This window comes from Bacillus sp. z50, assembly GCF_058313585.1.
The window spans coordinates 767,788-784,989 of record NZ_JBZFQL010000001.1 but is presented as its reverse complement, the minus strand read 5'-3'; the positions used below and the strand labels follow the sequence as shown (position 1 = coordinate 784,989).

Here is a 17,202-nt window from a genome sequence, read left to right as displayed (position 1 = left end):
AAGTTAATTATTTTGGTTGGGAGGATATTGAATAAATGAGTAATTGGCTATACATACTTTATGCTGTAATTTTAGGAATACTATCTTGGTTTACCGGGGAAGTAGTAACATTTGTTATGTTAGGGGTTATTCTTATTGCTTTAAATAATATAAATTCAACTCTTAAAAAGATTTATCTTCAAAATAATGTGAGAAGCAATAACGAAGATAATTAGATTGATAATATTTTTTTTATAAACGGGGCTTTGATTTAAGAAGGCTTAATGTCCTTTTCTACTGAACTTCTTATGGAAGTAAAGGGGTAGGTTAGCCATGGATAGTAACTGGATAAGTATCTTTCATAAGGAGGAGGAGAATGATTTTTTGGGGATTGATATCAGTTGCTATTTGTTTGCCTGGCATATATTTTATGTTTCAAACAGAGAAGAGAATGCCGAATAATGATGACATTTCAGATAAGGAAAGTTTAATTGCTCACTTTATTCCCAAGAAGATATGGCGGAGCTTAATTCTTCAATTCAAAGTTCATATCCTGAATTAATAAATAGGCTTTTCGTATTATAAAGATAATTCATTTAATATACTGTTAAGATAAAGATGGGAGATGTTTGTGTGAAAGACGTTAAATTAGTAAGATCCCGCTCTAACAAAGTATTATCGGGTATATTTGGAGGTTTAGCACCGATTTTAAAAATCGATGTAACCATCCTTCGGTTTGCATTTGCTTTACTCTGTGTATTTTCAGGTGCATTTCCTGGATTAATTATTTACTTAGTGGCGAGTGTAATTATTCCATTGGAAGATGAAGAATGGCCAAATTCTAAATAAAAAAAATAATAATGTATTTTTGCAAATGCATATTCCCCGTACATTTTTCTATGTATTGGAATATGCGTTTTTCATTAGAGAACTTATTCGCTTCAATTGTTGAGTAATTCCAAATCCTTTTCTCCGTAAATACCTTCAAAAAATCTTTTCTCGACTCTCTCTGTATTGACCAAATACAATTTCAACGATTGGAACGATTTAATGAAATACTTAAAGATTATTACTTATGAACTTTTTGTGTTTTTAGTTTTTTATCTTCTATTCTTGCATATTCGAATTGCTCAAATTCCTAATCAAACTGTACCAGATAATGCTGATTATTTAATTATTCTAGGAGCAAGGGTGATTGGAACTGATTCTTCGCCACTTCTACAAGAACGAATTAACACCGCTGCTGCGTATCTGGAAGATAACTCTCATACAGTCGCCATTGCTACTGGGGGACAAGGCCCCAATGAAAGCATCCCTGAAGCAGAGGCTATTAAAACAGTCCATATGAACAGAGGAATAGAGGAAAATAGGATTGGCAAGTAAAGATTCTTCTTTAACTAACAGAGGTGTTGATCCAAGAAGGATTAATGTCTTTTTATGTTGAATTTCTTATTGTAGAAATGGGGAAGGTTTGTTCGAGAAGGTTATAGGTGATTATTTGTGTTCATCATTGGGACATATTCTTGCAGAGTTTAAGAATCTTAAGGCAAAACTACAATTAAGGAGTTTAGCAATGGAAAAATGGGATTTATATGATAAGCATCGTAATAAAATAGGCAAACAAATAACTCGTGGAGATGATATGACACCAGATGAGTTTCATTTAGTAATACACGTTTGTATATTTAACTCCAATGGAGAAATGCTCATTCAACAACGTCAGTCCTTTAAGCAAGGTTGGTCGAATCTTTGGGATATCACTTGTGGTGGAAGTGCTGTGGCAGGCGATACAAGTCAGCAAGCTGCTTCAAGAGAGTTATTCGAGGAGTTGGGTATTCGTTATGACTTTGAAAAGATACGTCCACAATTTACTATTAACTTCGCGCGTGGATTTGATGATTATTATTTAGTTGAATATGATTTAGATTTGAATGATTTGACGTTACAGACTGATGAGGTGCAAGCAGTGAGATGGGCTTCAAAAGAGGAGATCTTAGAGCTAATCGAATTAAAAAAATTTATACCTTATTATGAAAGTATCATTGCGTTTCTTTTTGAGGGTCGAAAGCATTATGGCTCTACTCGTTTTTAAATGCAACGTGCAAGGAATCAAACATAAACCTTCATATACAAGCGATTATATTGATCCCCTTAAGGGCAGGTTAGTTTAATAAAAAAAGGTATACACCTGAAAAAATGGTTTTATTTAGGTGGTTGTACTTTAAACTTAAATTATTAATGGAGTGGATTTAATGAAAATACAAAGTAAATTACCTAAAAGTGACCCGCAGTTACATTTACAGTTAATTAAAAATAGATGGATTCTATTGAAAGAACCCAAAGATTTAGCAAGTGCTATTTTGTTATCCACCCCTTTAATGATTGTCGCGGCAATCCTCTCTATTGGTGTAATAAATATCTTTTCCAGTATTTCTTTGAGCGATTTTGGACTAACACCTGATGCAATCTCAATTACAATTAACTTGAGTAGTGTTCTTTCGTTAATTATACTTTTAATACTTCACGAATTACTCCATTTAATTTTCATTCCAAATTTTACAAAATCAGAAAAAACATATATAGGATTGACGCTGTTCGGAGGTTTTGTGTTAACAGAAGAAGAAATTTCAAAATCAAGATATATCTTCATTTCAATTGCTCCTTTCATTATTATTTCAATAATTTTGCCACTTGTATTAAGTTCATTTGGACTATTAACAACGACATTAAAATTTTTAATAATATTAAACGCAATGGGATCATCAGTTGATTTACTTACTCTTCTTCTTATAATTAAACAAGTCCCAAAAAATGCAATTTTAAAAAACAATGGTCCAAACACATATTGGAAAAACATACAAACGAACAAAAAGTATAAAGAGAACGAAAATCATAGTATTTAATTAACTGGTGTAAAAAGTTTGGAGTCAGAGTTGAGAATAACCAGCTCTTTTAATTTGACTCCAAGAAAGGGGATTTTACGTTGCAGTTGCTTTTAAAGGGATTATATAGAGGGTCTATTTCATTTGGTATCTTACTAATAATTTCACTGTCGTATAAGTTGCAAGGGCAATCAGATGATTCGAGTGTTTATTTTTTTATGGACTTATAGCCTTTTTCCTTGGGTTGACAAGCGTCATATATCAAATTGAACAATGGAGTTTTTTAAAGAAAATTTTTGCTCATTATATGGCGATGCTGATTACTGTTTTTCCAACGTTGCTATTAAGTGGGTTTTATCCGTTAGATTCATTTAAAGATGTATTTGATGTGTATCTCCAATTTAATAAAGTGGGGATTATCTTATTTTTGACTTCATATTTTATTTCATATTTTTTTTCACGTAAAAATGCTAATAATAGCACATCAATATGATTGAGGTATACGACTGACGGTGGGCATTGATCTAAGAAGGATTAATGCCTTTTTGTGTTGAAGTTCTTATGGAAGTAAGGGGCAGGTTAGCTGAATAAGAAATTTGGTTTTTTTTGTGGTAGAATAATCCATAAATAAAACGGTTAAGGTGGCTTTAATAATACATTTAGCGATAAGGGGAATTCACCTTGGAAGTTAAACTATTAACAGAAAATGATTTAATTAAATGTACGGACACATTTATTGAAGTATTCAATGATGAGCCTTGGAATGATGAATGGAAATTTACAAAGGCTAAAAAATATTTGCTGGACTTTTACCAAACACCTGGATTTTTAGGCGTTTTAGCGGTAGAAAACAATGAAATTCTCGGCTTTATTTTTGGTGTAAATAGAGTATGGTGGAGCGGAGATGAGTTTTTTATTAATGAAATGTGTGTAAGAAAACAATGTCAAAATAAGGGTATTGGAAGAGCGATGTTAAATCATTTGATAAAAGAACTTCATAGCAGCAATATAAGTAACATTACACTTCTCACAGATAGAGGTATACCTGCCGAAGAATTTTATAAGAAAAATGGTTTTGAAGAAATAGAAAGAATCATTTTCTTGCATAAGAACATCAAACTATCATTATAGAGGTGGATGAATATCCAAACCGTTAGTTTAATTGCCACTCTCTACGTCTTTCTGAGTATCGTTTATAAGCTCATTTAAGAATTTCTCAGCTGTCTCATAGTCTTTTACCATAAGAGCCTCTTTTACGTCTTTTAAATCTCTTAATAACAACCTAGAATAGCTTTTAAAAATTAGTTCATCTTCCACATTGTCAGCTCCTTAATTAAAATCATAAGGTGTTAATTATATCGTATTTTCTGGCTTTTGTCTGAAAAATAAGTAAAACATAAAAGGCGATCAGTTAATGTAAAAGGTTTGGTTCAGGGGCATTACTTCAATATCAAGGGCTGAGATCAGCTCTTTTTTTAATTCAGCTAACGGGACAGGTTAGCTGAAAAAGGATTTTTATTATACATAGGAGAATGAATATATTATTAACCGTTACTGAGAGAGGTTTAACTGTATGACAACTTACTTGAAGAGAGAGAAAAATAAAGCTCCTAAAAAAGCACTTAGAGTATTCCTTGTTATCTGTCTTTTATTTACTGGGGTTGTTACTTATGGAGTATATTGGGCTTTTTTCGATATGAACAGACTACCAAAAGGAGAATATCTTATTGAAAAAACATCACCTGGCGGCCATTACACACTAAAAGCATATCTCACTAACGGAGGTGCTACAACGTCATATGCTGTTCGTGGCGAGTTAGTCTTTAATGAAGGCAATAAGAAAGCAAAAAATATTTATTGGGATGAACGAGAAGAAACTGCCAGTATTACCTGGACAGACAATGATACAGTTGAGATCAATGGGCATACATTAGATGTACCTAATGATAAATTTGATTTTAGACATCAATGATTCATTACTAAATATACTGTTGAATTGAATCAAGATAGATTCAAAACTTTTAATTCTTTATTGGACAAACGGGGCAGATTAGCGGAAGAAGGATTTTTGATTTTAATTGAAGAATAACTATTTAATAATACTTTCTAAATGACTTATGTATGAATTTAGAAAGAATAAGGAGGAATGCTTTTTGGTCCAAACATTAAGACATATATTAATAATAATCATTGGTCTAATAGCTGCCTATGGCCTAATAACAAGAACTTTTGATGATATGTCATCATTCATTCCACCCTTACTATGTTTGCTGATGATGGTATGGGCATTAGAAGAATATCAAAAAAAGAGACTGCTAAATGCTGGGTTGTTGTTTATATTTTCACTATTCCCATTATTTGTATCTGTACAGATATTATTTTTAAACTAATTCGGTAAATTGACTATTAGGCCCAACATCCGTTTATTAATAAATGAAAAGTGCAATTTAAGAAGCCATCAGGGACATTGTTCTAGAAGGATTAATGCCTTTTTATGTTGAATTTCTTATTGTAGAAACGGGGCAGGTTTAGCTCAATAAGGAATCTTCTAATTTCCTATATATAGCAAAGTGGAAATGATATGATTTTAAATGTATTTACGTATTGTGGGAGGAGAATATGGTACTAACTTTAAGAATTACCTTAGCGATAATTGTTGTTGTTTTATCTGTTTATAGTTTGATAACTGAAAATTACGACTTTAGTTCTTATACGATTTTATTCTTAGGTTTTATGATTTTAGTGATGGGATTAGATGAACTTCAAAAAGACAGAAAAAACTTTTGGGGATACACAAGTATTATTATTTCGTTATTTATTTTTCTTAGTCTTTATTAAAGAATTCTTATTAAAGTAACGGGGCAGTTTAGTTCAAGAAGGAATATCTGAACTATACATATTGTGGAATGTAAGGGGGAGTAGATGATTAAATATATTAAAAGTATTAATAATGCTTTTTTTACAGTAACACTATCTAGCTTAGCTGTGTATTTAGGAAATAAAACAAGAGATATTGATTTACCTGGTTTTCTGTATGTAGCCTTAGTTTCGTTAGCAGGTCTCATAATAGCTTCTTTGATAATTCATTCGAAAAAAAGGAAGGAAACACACAAAAAATAAAAAATCAGGCTAACTTCTCCTGCTTTTTTATGCGGTTATATAATTCTTGATAGATTCTCATACTCGTTTAATCGCTCAATTTCTTTACCTTCCAACTGATGTAGCTAAAAAGTTGTGGAGTGAGCGTGGTGAAATTTATAAACGGGAGCGTTGATCCAAGGGTGAACTGCCCCGTTCTGTTGAACTCTTTATGTTACAAAGGGGCAGATTAGCTCAATAAGAAGTTAAAATTGAACTTTTAATGTTTGTTACTTATTTTCAAATTGGAGATATTCTAAAATATTTCCGAAGGGGTCTCTAAAACTAATATATTTTCCTGGAGGACAATTAGTTGGTTCATCTACAATAAAATCTACTTCTTTTTCTTTTAAGAATTTAACCGTTTCATAAATATCTTCAGTTCGTAATCCTAATACAACTCCTGTAATTTTATTATCTTGATTATATGGCGTATTAATGTTCTCCTCTAGAATAATTGGTAACTCTCCGTGTACAAGTGATGCAATATTAGGACCATACTGCTTATTTAATTCAAAACCTAAAGTATTGGTATAAAAGTCAATTGCAGTGTTTAAATTTGGAACGTAAATGCTTATCACACAAACCTGATTCACCATTTTATTCCTCCTATTTAGTGTTATGGTAAATATTCAACACGCATTAATAAAAACCTTTTTTAATTCCACTCAATTTCTTATTAAAATAAACAGCTAATAATTATGAATATCAAGGCATTGGTACAAGAAGGGTTAATGCCTTTTTCTGTAGAACTTCTTATTGTAGAATCGGGGCAGGTTAGCCAAAGAAGGAATACGCTCTAATCTAATCGTATAATTTTAACAAAGAGGTGATTAGAGTGGAAATCATTCCAAAGGTAATTGAAAGATTGCTTGAAAAGGAAATAGATGAGCAGGAGTTTGTTGATATAATCAATGATATTTATAAGCAGGAATGTTATATTTATGCGATTATTCCTGGTTGGGAAGAAGAATTGTTAAACCAACTGTCAGATGATTTTATTTTAATAAATACGATTAAATTTCCTTTATGGAGGATTTTCCCAAGAACAATAGGTTTTTTAGGATATGTGAAGGATAGTAAAAAACAATATATATACGAGTTTTATCTAAGGTCAACAACAATGGATTTTTTAGTTTTTTCGGAGCTAGATGTATCTCAACTTTTAAATAATATAAGCAACGAAGACATTGATATAAACGATATATTTGAAACAAACAAAGTTCCTCACATAACAATAGGTCCTGATGGTCAATGGTTAAATATAGTTGAATATTGACGTCATTTTCTTATAGAGCTAAAGGGGCAGAGTGCAATAAGAAATCATGTAATTCTAGGTATTATATAATTATAAAAATGATTTCGAGGTGATGATTTGCGGGAGGTAAAAGTATGTTCGTACAATGAGAAATGGGTTCAGATGTTTATGGAAGAAGCTGAAAAACTGAATCTAATATTTGGGAATGAAATCATAGATATACATCACATAGGCAGTACGGCTGTTCCCGGGTTAATAGCTAAACCAATCATGGATATAATGCCTGTTGTTAAAGATATTAACAATGTTGATAAATATAATAGAAAGATGCAAGAAATCGGATATGAACCTAAAGGAGAAAATGGGATAGTCAAACGTAGATACTTTCAAAAAGGTGGGGACAATCGCACTCACCACGTTCATATTTTTCAGATTGGAAGTTATGAAATAAACAGGCACCTGGCTTTTCGAGATTATTTAAAATTACACCCGAATGAAATGAAACGATATGGTGAATTAAAAGAAAAATTAGCAAGACAATTTCCCAATGACATTGAATCCTACATAAATGGTAAAGATCACTTTGTTAAGGATATAGAACTAAAAGAACTGGAATGGTATGAAGATAATTAAAGTAAATCTTAAAAACATATTTGTAATACTAAGTGAACAGCATTAAGATGGCTTTTTTATTATGTAACAACGGGGCAGGTTAGCGGAAGAAGGAAAGTAATGCTTTAAGGGGGATTATTATGCAAGATTTAGAAGTCAGGAAAAAGTTCTTTTTGTCGCTTCTTATTTTCTCGCCAATTGGTCTCTTGATTAGAACATACGATGAACTGTCATTGGTAACGAAAGGCATACTGACTACAGATATGTATGTTTTAATTTTAATCACAATAGTTGGGATAGTTGGGTATGTGGATGCCAAAAAGAAAATAAACAGTAAATAGATATCAGTATGTTCTAGTCGTTATTAGACAAACGGGGCAGGTTAGTCATATTACTTAGATTCTTAAAGGAAAGGGGTATGAAAAATTGAAATCCAAACCTTATTTGTTAACATTGATTTCACTTATACTGGCTGTGATTACTTCTAACTTAGATATTCATACTGATATTAAATCTATTATTTATGGATTATCAGCGATAGGTTTAATTTTAGGAGGATATTTGAGTATAAGAAAACCGAAAGAATATAAAGAAGTTTAGAGAATTTTTTATTAAACAAACGTTGTAATACCAGAAAACAAAGCTGTTACTTATCAAGATAAAGTGGCAGGTTCGTGGAAGATATAACAATTAGGTATGAATGGGAGAATTGGCGATGATTAAAAAAGACACCGAAGTGTCTTTTGTGTTTTCAAATTAAGTTCACCGATAAATTGGAATTTTGTTTAATCTACTTGAATCACATTTTATATATGCTTCATCATTAGAAACAATTAATTCAAGACGTTTATTATAAACAGTATCAATATTATTTATTGCTCCAGTTTGAAATTTCAATGGTTCTAAATCAGAATAAGGTTTAATTAGTAATTCTAATTCATCAATTACTTCTTGTTTCTTAGCTTTTTTTGTAGTTTTTTCGTATTTTTCTAATGCGTCAGCACCCATATCTAGTATAATTCCGACACCTTTAGCACCATACTTAAATAATGGACTCACAGGAATATTTACAATTTCTAATACTTTACCTACATTTTTCATAACTTTCGCTGGTACATCATTAGCTTTTAATGCCTTCACTTCATCAATATATTTGTTGATTTCACCTCTAATAATGTCATATCCTTCTTGATACATATTGATAATCTTTTCCATTTCCAAAATCACTTTTTGTAAGAAAGAAGAATCAGTAATATTTGATAGATAGACTTCCAAATAATATGCCATTTCATATAAATAAACTGAATACCAATATTTAGGTAAATAACCTTTATATTTATTAAGTTTTTCTGTTGTTTCTTTGCTATTATCGTTTTGATTGAGTAATGATTTTAAATCTTGTAATTGCTCATAATATAATTTGATATTAGCTAAGGCTGTTCTTCTGATAGATTGAACATTTATAAGTGTTGCGTGACTATATGCTTCATTATTTAAAATATATTGTGCATTGTCTCGTACTTCTTTTAAGAATTCACCATCTGCCCATAACTGACTTTCTTTATCAATCTCTAGAAACCTTTGAATTTCATTCACTTTCTTTTCGACTGATTCTAATTTATTATCAATTCTTGCTAGGAATTATTGGTTTGTAGCAATTGACGCAACTGTAAAAGAAGCTATTGCTATATTAGATAATGTCATAATCTCGGATGGATTTAATTCTTGAAGTAATGCTTGCCCTGTAATATCATTATTTGTTCCAGGGGCAACAACATTAGCTCTAAATAAGTTTGGATCTTTTGCTGACCTTTGCAACACACCTAATCCTTTGTCATATACAACTTTATATGTTCCAGAATAATAGTTAGCATCATTAATGTTTTTTAAAGCGAATGGTAAATTTTGGAGACTGGCATTAATTTTTACAAAGTCATCATCACTAATCTTTGTGTAGCTATCATATTTTTCGGAATCTTCAACAGGTGTAATTGATACACCATATTTATCATCTAACACTTTCAATAAGTTGTCTTTATTGTCCATATCAAAATCTCCTTTCTAAATTTCAAACTCACTGATAAATTGTAATTTGCCTGAATGTAAGAAATTACATATAAGCTAACAGGGGTTTTGATCCAAGAAGGATTAATACCCTTTTCTATAACGGGGCAGGTTAGTAGAAGAAGGAGTTAAATTAGAATAATTAATAAACTTAAAACAGAACTAATTGTAAGAATTTCCATATATGTATCTTCCTCTTGGATTGGTGTGATGAGTTTTTCTGACTCAGTAGCATTTAAGCCCGCTGCTGATGCATTACCAACCGATAGGCCAAGACAAGACCTAAAACTGTAATGATAATTGCTAAGTACAGTACAAAAAAATTTATTATCCCTTTGTCCTCATTGTTTGTTGTCATTGATTATTATACAATAATATGAAAAGTCAGAAAAATACTCTATTTACCAAATTCTAAAAATTTCGAAAGAGAGTGCGACAAATGGAAGAAGATACAAAAGATAATTATGTTTATATACCTATCACGATCCTAGCATGTCTTATTTCTGCCCTTAAAGGAGAGTCATCTTATGATTGGCTCTTATCTATTTTAGGTTTCATCCTATTCACCATATTATATGGATATATGCTTATTGCCAGTAGAGACTCGAAAGGGAAGATGCTAGGTATCCTTGCAACTTATCTAATTTTTATCGGCATCTTTTTTCTAAATAATTAATCTAGTTGTTAATTCATATGTGACGTATAATAATACGTCATTTTTTTTACGTCCTTATATATTCAATTGATTTTTCAAAGACACCGAAACTTAAACCTCACTATTCCTTCGTTGATTTGTGCTTTTTCTTAAACGTTGTTTTCATCAAAAGGGTTTTTATTCAATACATAACATATAATGGGAGTGGGCTGTTCTTTAACTGAAAGGGGAGGTTAGCGGAAGAAGGATTTTATATGGTTTTTAACGAATAAGTTGGTTAACACCATTATTCAGATAAGGAGCTGGTTTATAGTGTGTGGGATTAAACACTAAATACCAAAGAAGAGATTTAGATCTTCCGAAGTATCGTCAAAACATAATTATTGCAATTGAAGAAGATTTGCTAAATGATGAGAACGTATTGGGCGTATTTTATGGAGGTTCAATAGGTAATCAAAATACAGATTTATATTCTGATATTGACCTGAGAATTGTTGTTAAAGATGATATGTATGAAGTATATAGATTAAACAAAAAGCAAAGAGCCCGAAACTGGGGAAACGTTCTATTTTTTGAGGATTTACCCTGGGCAACTCACAGTGTTGCTCATTATGATAAGTTCATAAAAGTAGACACTTTTTATTATAGGATCAAGGATGTTCAACCATCAGTATGTTTACAAAACATTAAAATTGTTCGAGACACAACTGGAATATTAAGAACTGTATTAGAAAAATCAATGGATTTGTCGTATTGTCCTAATGTCCAGGAGTTTGAAATTTGGAGAACGAAATTCTTTGCTTATGTACACGAAGCATATCGAAGAGTAATGAGAAAAGAACTTTATTATGCACTGAATTGTCTTGATAGTTTGAGACTATCAGTGGTAACAGGTTGGTATATGGCTGCTGGTATTCAGCCTAACGCATTTGGAGACTGGGCAAAACTAGAAGGTAGCCGAAGTGAATTATCTGATATACAACTTGGACTACTTGAACAATGGCAATGTAGCCGAGATCCAATTGAGATAATGGTTGTAGTAAATAAAATTATCCCAGAGTTTAAAAAGGTCCATAAAAGTTTATGCATTGTTCTTGGCATAGAGGAAAAAGAAGAATGGATTGAAGAAATTTTAAATATAGCTCTTTAAAAGGAAAATATTTATAGTGTGAAAAGTTGTACTTAAGCTATCGAGGGTATTGATCTAAGGATGATTAATGCCTTTTTATGTTGAATTTCTTATTGTAGAAACGGGGCAGGTTAGTTGAATAAAGAGGATTGAAAGGAAAGGGAGTTATAAAAGGTGGACTTATTATTCTGGATAACTATTGTTTTCATAATAACGGGATTTGTTATTCTCGCTTCTATGAAAAAAGGTATGGAAAGTAAGGTAGCTTTTATAAAAGCCAATATGGAAGACGAGGAAAATTCATCAAAAGCCAAATCCGTAATTTGGTGGATATGGAGTACCGTTGCTTGGGGCATAGTGAGTATGTTTCTTGTGATTTGGTGTTTTAAGAATTACTTTGGAAACTATTAGTTTCAAATGTATTTAAACTAACGGAGCCGTTGTTTCAGGAATGATTAATGCTCTTTTATGTTGAACTTCTTATGGAAGTAAAGGGCAGGTTAGCGGAAGAAGGATTTTAGATTTTAACTGAAGAATCACTTAGGGATGAAGAATAATCATAGAATTTCTAATTAGTATGAGGTGAATAACTTTGAAAGGTGAAAAACCATTAAAATCGGAAAAATGGCGAGCAAAATATGGAGCATTCATTATTGCTCTAAGTTGCTTAGGTAGTGTAATTATTAGTTGGGGAAACAATTGGATTCTCACAAGCATATTAGGGTTTGGCGTATTAGTATGTGGAATTATAGGAATTCTTGAAAGGCGAGACATTCGTTTAAAGAGTTAAACCTTTATCATAACAAATTATGTGATTAGCTTTATTTGCTATGCCACTAAAGGGGCAGGTTAGTTGGTAGTCGCCATCTTGTTATGACGGGAGCAAGTGTTATTCTTTTAGATCAGAAAAAAGGCTGTTATTACAATTGAGGAAAGATAATAACTTCGAATTTATAAATCAAGAAATGTTTTAAGGAGGATAATTATGAAATTTTGGCTTAAAGCACGTGAAGATTATTATAGAAGGCCACCCGTAACTGAAGCTGAATTAGAAGAAGCTGAAAAGGAACTGGGACACAAGCTCCCTGAAACTTATCGTAAGTTGCTATTAGAACAAAATGGTGGGTCTATTCGATTTAATGCTCTCCGTTTAAGAAAACGCCCAATAGATGGAAACTTTTTTGTGGAATTTGATCATCTGCGTGGAGTTGGAGAATGGCCTGGTATTTTAGATACAGCTTACATGACTGAAGAATGGAATTTACCTAAAGGACTTGTCTTATTAAATGGGGATGGTCATACTTGGTTTGCTTTGGATTATAGGAATAATAGATTTGAGCCTGCTGTTTCATACATTGATACAGAAGGAGATTTAGATTTTGTTTTAGCTGATAATTTTGATGAATTTATAAAGGACTTATACATCCAGGAAGAGGGGCTATACTTCTTTAATCCTGACGAAGAAGAGGATTACAAATTAGATGCGATGCCAGAAGATGAATTAATCTCTTTATTACAATCAGGTCATTTTACTAAAATCATAAAAGCACTGGATAATTTATTCTATTACCCGAAAAATAGTATTACAGAAAACTATGTCCTAAATTTATTAAATGAAACCAAAGAGAAGGTTCAAGATAAGATAGGATCAACTTTATTTCAATACATAAGCTTCCAAAGGATTAAATATGATCTTCCTATTGTAAATAAGATAATAGATGAGTTAAAGAAACACCCTAATGTTGCCCATTATTCAACTCTGATAAGCGAATTTATTAAAGAAATGGAAGAGGCAAAAGAGGAGCAAATTTTTGATGATGATGATGAATATGAAGTAGTACCATATGAAGATGAATAATATAGAGGTAAAGAAGAATAAAAATATTTAAATAGTGAAATTGAAGTTAGAAGCTCTCAGGCAACTGGTGGCTTTTTTCTATAAATATTTTTAATGAAAGGGGAGGATTGAATGGAAATGCACATCTTTATCGGACAAGCTTGCTTTTTTTTTTGACAATTTTTTTTGGCGCTTTACCTTTTAAAAACAAACCTCCAATGGTGGTACGCAGCACCAAGAAGCTTATTTGTTGTTCCGGGGCCACAAAATTATTGATGCTTTTTTTATTCTCATTTTAATTAGAGTCGTTTTTTTTGTTAATTTAATTTTAAAAACTTCACTAATCTCACTTCATAAAAGTGAAATAACACAATTAATAACTCTAATAAAAAAAGATTAGTATTACAAAACTTTCTGATACATCGCTTTGTCATATTGATTTAAGAATTTTATATTCGAAAACAAAGCCCGATTTGTATAGTTCCTTTTTAATGATAAAGGTTAAATATCAAACTTTAATATATCATTTTGTGATATAAGTATGGACATATATATCACAAAGTGATATATTGATCTTAAATAGATATATCATATTATGATATATCGTAAAAGGATATAGAAGGTGATACCTTGAAGAAAACGGAGCAATTAACTGATTCAATGTTTTATATTATGGCTGCTTTAACTAAGCCAAGACATGGTTATGCAATTATGAATCTAATTGAAGAAACAACAAATGGGGCCATTAACGTAGGGCCAGCATCCATGTACACAATTATCAAAAAGCTATTAAAACAAGAATGGATTTATTTGTATGATGGGTCGGATTCAAGGCGTAAAACGTATCTGCTTACTGACAAGGGCAGAGAAGTATTAGAGGAAGATGTAATCATACGAAAACAGATGATTCAATTAGCAGAAATGGGATTGAAGGAGGGAGAAGAATGAGACAAACAAAGTATATTATGTCAGAGGGATTAGCTTTTGCTGAGGATAAGGACATGGAAAAATTACGACGATATTCTTTGAAGGGATGGCATGTCAGTGATTTTAAGTTAATGGGTTATACACTAAAAAAAGGCGAAAGCTCAGATTATATCTACAGTGTAGATTATCGATCTTTAAAAGAAGATGATGAATATTTTGACCTTTTCTCAGCCTCAGGATGGTCACATGTTGCCTCCACAGGAGATATACATTTATTTCGAGCAAAACCCGATACGAAACCGATTTATAGTGATCGAGACACAGCTGTTGAAAAGTATGAAAGTTCAGCCCGTTCAATCAATTATTTTGTGATTCCGGTTGTTTTAATCACACTACTTGCTTGGGTTGGAACAATGCTAAGCTCTGGTATATTGCATTCAATACTTATTGTAACCGCAGTTATTTCTACTGCCATTGCCATTCCAGCAGCTATGACTATTATTGCAACGTACAATAATAAATGGAGTATAAAGGAAAAGAAAGGGTTAGTTAATCTTCTTAAAACTATACCAGTCATCCTCTTTTTAATAGCTGTTTTTATGTTGCTATATGTCCGTGATATCGGAGTTAACATTTTAGCATCTATGATTATTGGAGCATTCGCATTTCCAACTGCTATTTGGATCATCATGTCCCTTTATCATAAAATAGGGAGGAAAGCTTAGTATAGAAGTCGAATAATAAAGCTTATAAATATTATATATAGTAAGTAAGAATAGGTGAATTATATATAGAGTTTTTTTATAGATCTAACGAGGGGGCGTTGATCCAGGATGGATTAAGGCCTTTTTAAGTTAAACTCCTTATGATTAGAGTCGGTTTCTTTGTTTTATATGTAAATCTAATGTAAGATATAAATTGCATATGTAAACTATATCTTACATGAGTAAGGTGGAATATATGAAAAATAATGTAAAAATAACACGAATGAAAATTTCAATGACCCAAGAACAATTAGCAAGAAAAGTAGGGGTGACTAGGCAGACTATTGGATTGATTGAGAAGGGGGAATATAATCCGACTCTTCATCTTTGTGTTGCAATAGCAAAAGAACTTAATAAAACATTAGATGAATTATTTTGGGAGGTAGAGAGTTGATGAAATCTTGGATATCTTTTTTAATACCTGATGATGAATATAAGGAAAAAAGGATGCTATATTTCTTCGCGGAAGGTGGGATACTTCTTTTCCTTTTCCTTGTTTTAATAATGTTCATAAACAAATATGCTTCTATCGACTTAGAGATAATTTTACTGTTGGCCATATCCATATTCGTTCTATATATATTTACAAGGTATATTGTAGCTGGGATTGAATATACGGAGGTTGCAACAAAAGTAGCTTATAGGAAAGAGTTAAGAGTTATTTTTACTAAAACAGTTACATTTTTTGTTATTTTTACTCTACTGTATTTACTATTGGTTGATACGCCTTCAAGTATTAGCAGTTGGAGTGAACTAATAGGATTTACATTATTCGGAGGTGTAGTGATGTTCCTCATCAATTATATTTCATTAAAACGTTCTTATAATAAAAATAAGGAACTGTTATAAAGGAACGACACGGGTGTTACTCTATTTCAAGGGCTGTAAACAGCTCTTTTTTTATGCAGCTATTGGGCAGTTTAGCGGAGGAAGGATTTTTCTAATGAATGAAGAATATTGTAAAAGTACATACTGTCAGACAGTCTAGAATTATTAAAGGAAATCTCCAGCTTAAGAATAATTTTAGATAGGTTTATAAAGAATTGGAGGAGTTTAGTTTGAAGGAGAATCAAGCAGAAATATCTAAAGTTTCACCCGAGGATTTCGGAGAATCTTTTCTGAATGGAATGTATTCAACCTTATATCAACAAACAACAATTGATTTTAAAAATATTGTACCTTTACAACAATTCATTGAATATGGAACAGATTTTAATGCTGGAGTCGAAAAGTATACATTAGAAATGGTTACTAATTTAATAGAAGGTATTAAACAATATATCTGGTTAGACAATGCCAGAGAAAAAGTTATAAGTGTATCCTTCGGAGAAAATAATACAATTTACAGCCTATCTCTTGCTCCTTTTATCACTCATCCTGAAAGTGATCAGAAATATACAATGAATAAATATATTATGCCGATAAAAGATGAATGGTATGTTTTCTGGGGTGGAACTAATCAGTTTATCAATTATCACTATGTATATGAGGATCAAAGATACGCGTATGATTTACTTATTTTGAAAAACGGTAAATCTTATAGCGATGACTCAAAGAAAAATGAAAACTATTATGCTTATGACAAGGAAATATTAGCCCCGGCAGATGGTGTAGTGATAAAAGTGATAGATGGAATCGAGGATAATGTGCCAGGGGAAATGAATCCTGAACTTCCTGAAGGAAATTGCATTACAATAGAACATCAAAATAACGAGTATAGTATGCTAGCTCATTTGAAAAATCATTCTATCCTTGTTCAAGAAGGAGAAAGAGTCCAGAAAGGACAGCTTCTTGGTACTTGCGGAAATTCTGGTAACTCAAGTGAAACTCACCTGCATTTTCAAGTGATGAATTCAGCTGATTATTTAAAGGGAAAATCAATCCGTATTCAATTTGAAGACGGAAAAGAACCCATTCAAGGTGATTTCATTAACTCTCTGTGAACTTCAGAAATCAG

At 31.7% G+C, this 17,202-nt stretch carries 26 protein-coding genes and 1 pseudogene; 23 read left to right on the top strand and 4 right to left on the bottom strand.

The features are described 5' to 3' along the window. Positions 1–35 precede the first annotated feature (35 nt). The 8 genes and pseudogenes from AC4G3N_RS03680 to AC4G3N_RS03645 all read left to right on the top strand — a co-directional run bounded on the left by AC4G3N_RS03680 (position 36) and on the right by AC4G3N_RS03645 (position 3,992). On the top strand, positions 36–215 hold the full coding sequence (locus AC4G3N_RS03680; protein WP_066104513.1) for a hypothetical protein: 180 nt from the start codon (positions 36–38) through the stop codon (positions 213–215). A gap of 140 nt (positions 216–355) precedes the next feature. Next, a complete protein-coding gene (locus AC4G3N_RS03675) occupies positions 356–541 on the top strand; it encodes a hypothetical protein (RefSeq protein ID WP_491089766.1) in 186 nt (61 codons plus the stop codon). A 71-nt stretch (positions 542–612) separates the two neighbouring features. Beyond that, positions 613–828, top strand: a complete 216-nt coding sequence (locus AC4G3N_RS03670) for a PspC domain-containing protein (protein ID WP_257469134.1) — start codon at positions 613–615, stop codon at positions 826–828. A 201-nt stretch (positions 829–1,029) separates the two neighbouring features. After that, positions 1,030–1,362 carry a YdcF family protein gene (locus AC4G3N_RS03665; RefSeq protein ID WP_139892395.1) on the top strand — a complete coding sequence of 111 codons (333 nt, stop codon included), beginning with the start codon at positions 1,030–1,032 and terminating at the stop codon, positions 1,360–1,362. 190 nt (positions 1,363–1,552) lie between these two features. Further along, positions 1,553–2,071, top strand: coding sequence for an NUDIX hydrolase (locus AC4G3N_RS03660; protein WP_139892394.1), 519 nt, complete (start codon positions 1,553–1,555; stop codon positions 2,069–2,071). Between the two features lie 160 nt (positions 2,072–2,231). Next, positions 2,232–2,882, top strand: coding sequence for a metalloprotease family protein (locus AC4G3N_RS03655; RefSeq protein WP_491089765.1), 651 nt, complete (start codon positions 2,232–2,234; stop codon positions 2,880–2,882). 196 nt (positions 2,883–3,078) lie between these two features. After that, a pseudogene (locus AC4G3N_RS03650) lies at positions 3,079–3,354 on the top strand (DUF3021 family protein); the annotation flags it as partial. Positions 3,355–3,542: 188 nt separating this feature from the next. Beyond that, on the top strand, positions 3,543–3,992 hold the full coding sequence (locus AC4G3N_RS03645; protein ID WP_491089764.1) for a GNAT family N-acetyltransferase: 450 nt from the start codon (positions 3,543–3,545) through the stop codon (positions 3,990–3,992). A gap of 27 nt (positions 3,993–4,019) precedes the next feature. On the opposite strand, the gene AC4G3N_RS03640 is transcribed toward AC4G3N_RS03645, so the two are convergent. Further along, complete coding sequence (locus AC4G3N_RS03640; protein WP_175354267.1) at positions 4,020–4,178, bottom strand: hypothetical protein; 159 nt, start codon at positions 4,176–4,178, stop codon at positions 4,020–4,022. A gap of 256 nt (positions 4,179–4,434) precedes the next feature. On the opposite strand from AC4G3N_RS03640, the gene AC4G3N_RS03635 reads away from it, so the two are divergent. The 3 genes from AC4G3N_RS03635 (at position 4,435) to AC4G3N_RS03625 (ending at position 5,981) form a co-directional block, all read left to right on the top strand. Next, positions 4,435–4,833, top strand: coding sequence for a DUF5412 domain-containing protein (locus tag AC4G3N_RS03635; RefSeq protein WP_066104491.1), 399 nt, complete (start codon positions 4,435–4,437; stop codon positions 4,831–4,833). 647 nt (positions 4,834–5,480) lie between these two features. Further along, positions 5,481–5,699: a DUF3953 domain-containing protein gene (locus tag AC4G3N_RS03630; protein WP_066104485.1), complete on the top strand. Its 219-nt coding sequence runs from the start codon at positions 5,481–5,483 to the stop codon at positions 5,697–5,699. An 84-nt stretch (positions 5,700–5,783) separates the two neighbouring features. Next, positions 5,784–5,981: a hypothetical protein gene (locus AC4G3N_RS03625; RefSeq protein ID WP_066104482.1), complete on the top strand. Its 198-nt coding sequence runs from the start codon at positions 5,784–5,786 to the stop codon at positions 5,979–5,981. A 248-nt stretch (positions 5,982–6,229) separates the two neighbouring features. On the opposite strand, the gene AC4G3N_RS03620 is transcribed toward AC4G3N_RS03625, so the two are convergent. Further along, positions 6,230–6,598, bottom strand: coding sequence for a VOC family protein (locus AC4G3N_RS03620; protein ID WP_491089763.1), 369 nt, complete (start codon positions 6,596–6,598; stop codon positions 6,230–6,232). Positions 6,599–6,837: 239 nt separating this feature from the next. On the opposite strand from AC4G3N_RS03620, the gene AC4G3N_RS03615 reads away from it, so the two are divergent. The 3 genes from AC4G3N_RS03615 to AC4G3N_RS03605 all read left to right on the top strand — a co-directional run bounded on the left by AC4G3N_RS03615 (position 6,838) and on the right by AC4G3N_RS03605 (position 8,210). Beyond that, positions 6,838–7,278, top strand: coding sequence for a hypothetical protein (locus tag AC4G3N_RS03615; protein ID WP_491089762.1), 441 nt, complete (start codon positions 6,838–6,840; stop codon positions 7,276–7,278). Between the two features lie 96 nt (positions 7,279–7,374). Beyond that, positions 7,375–7,890: a GrpB family protein gene (locus tag AC4G3N_RS03610; protein WP_491089761.1), complete on the top strand. Its 516-nt coding sequence runs from the start codon at positions 7,375–7,377 to the stop codon at positions 7,888–7,890. A gap of 119 nt (positions 7,891–8,009) precedes the next feature. Continuing rightward, entirely contained in the window at positions 8,010–8,210 is a 201-nt protein-coding gene (locus AC4G3N_RS03605) for a hypothetical protein (protein WP_491089760.1), read from the top strand. 421 nt (positions 8,211–8,631) lie between these two features. Here the strand turns inward: AC4G3N_RS03605 and AC4G3N_RS03600 are convergent, their stop codons facing one another. After that, a complete protein-coding gene (locus AC4G3N_RS03600; protein WP_491089759.1) occupies positions 8,632–9,465 on the bottom strand; it encodes a hypothetical protein in 834 nt (277 codons plus the stop codon). Between the two features lie 45 nt (positions 9,466–9,510). After that, positions 9,511–9,915 carry a hypothetical protein gene (locus tag AC4G3N_RS03595; RefSeq protein ID WP_491089758.1) on the bottom strand — a complete coding sequence of 135 codons (405 nt, stop codon included), beginning with the start codon at positions 9,913–9,915 and terminating at the stop codon, positions 9,511–9,513. A 989-nt stretch (positions 9,916–10,904) separates the two neighbouring features. Between AC4G3N_RS03595 and AC4G3N_RS03590 the strand changes: the two genes are divergently transcribed. The 9 genes from AC4G3N_RS03590 to AC4G3N_RS03550 all read left to right on the top strand — a co-directional run bounded on the left by AC4G3N_RS03590 (position 10,905) and on the right by AC4G3N_RS03550 (position 17,188). Next, positions 10,905–11,738 (top strand): hypothetical protein, encoded by an 834-nt coding sequence (locus AC4G3N_RS03590; RefSeq protein WP_491089757.1) that lies wholly within the window; start codon positions 10,905–10,907, stop codon positions 11,736–11,738. 153 nt (positions 11,739–11,891) lie between these two features. Continuing rightward, complete coding sequence (locus tag AC4G3N_RS03585) at positions 11,892–12,128, top strand: hypothetical protein (protein WP_490551212.1); 237 nt, start codon at positions 11,892–11,894, stop codon at positions 12,126–12,128. Between the two features lie 181 nt (positions 12,129–12,309). Continuing rightward, on the top strand, positions 12,310–12,507 hold the full coding sequence (locus AC4G3N_RS03580; protein ID WP_491089756.1) for a hypothetical protein: 198 nt from the start codon (positions 12,310–12,312) through the stop codon (positions 12,505–12,507). Between the two features lie 195 nt (positions 12,508–12,702). Next, positions 12,703–13,575, top strand: a complete 873-nt coding sequence (locus tag AC4G3N_RS03575; RefSeq protein WP_491089755.1) for an SMI1/KNR4 family protein — start codon at positions 12,703–12,705, stop codon at positions 13,573–13,575. 609 nt (positions 13,576–14,184) lie between these two features. After that, positions 14,185–14,502 (top strand): PadR family transcriptional regulator, encoded by a 318-nt coding sequence (locus tag AC4G3N_RS03570; protein ID WP_066104469.1) that lies wholly within the window; start codon positions 14,185–14,187, stop codon positions 14,500–14,502. Further along, a complete protein-coding gene (locus tag AC4G3N_RS03565) occupies positions 14,499–15,206 on the top strand; it encodes a DUF2812 domain-containing protein (protein WP_491089754.1) in 708 nt (235 codons plus the stop codon). Before AC4G3N_RS03570 ends, AC4G3N_RS03565 begins: the two co-directional genes overlap by 4 nt. 235 nt (positions 15,207–15,441) lie before the next feature. Then, complete coding sequence (locus AC4G3N_RS03560; protein ID WP_066104464.1) at positions 15,442–15,639, top strand: helix-turn-helix transcriptional regulator; 198 nt, start codon at positions 15,442–15,444, stop codon at positions 15,637–15,639. Further along, positions 15,639–16,094 (top strand): DUF3278 domain-containing protein, encoded by a 456-nt coding sequence (locus AC4G3N_RS03555; RefSeq protein ID WP_491089753.1) that lies wholly within the window; start codon positions 15,639–15,641, stop codon positions 16,092–16,094. The genes AC4G3N_RS03560 and AC4G3N_RS03555 overlap by 1 nt, the downstream gene beginning before the upstream one ends. 209 nt (positions 16,095–16,303) lie before the next feature. Beyond that, positions 16,304–17,188 (top strand): M23 family metallopeptidase, encoded by an 885-nt coding sequence (locus AC4G3N_RS03550; RefSeq protein ID WP_491089752.1) that lies wholly within the window; start codon positions 16,304–16,306, stop codon positions 17,186–17,188. Positions 17,189–17,202: the final 14 nt, after the last annotated feature.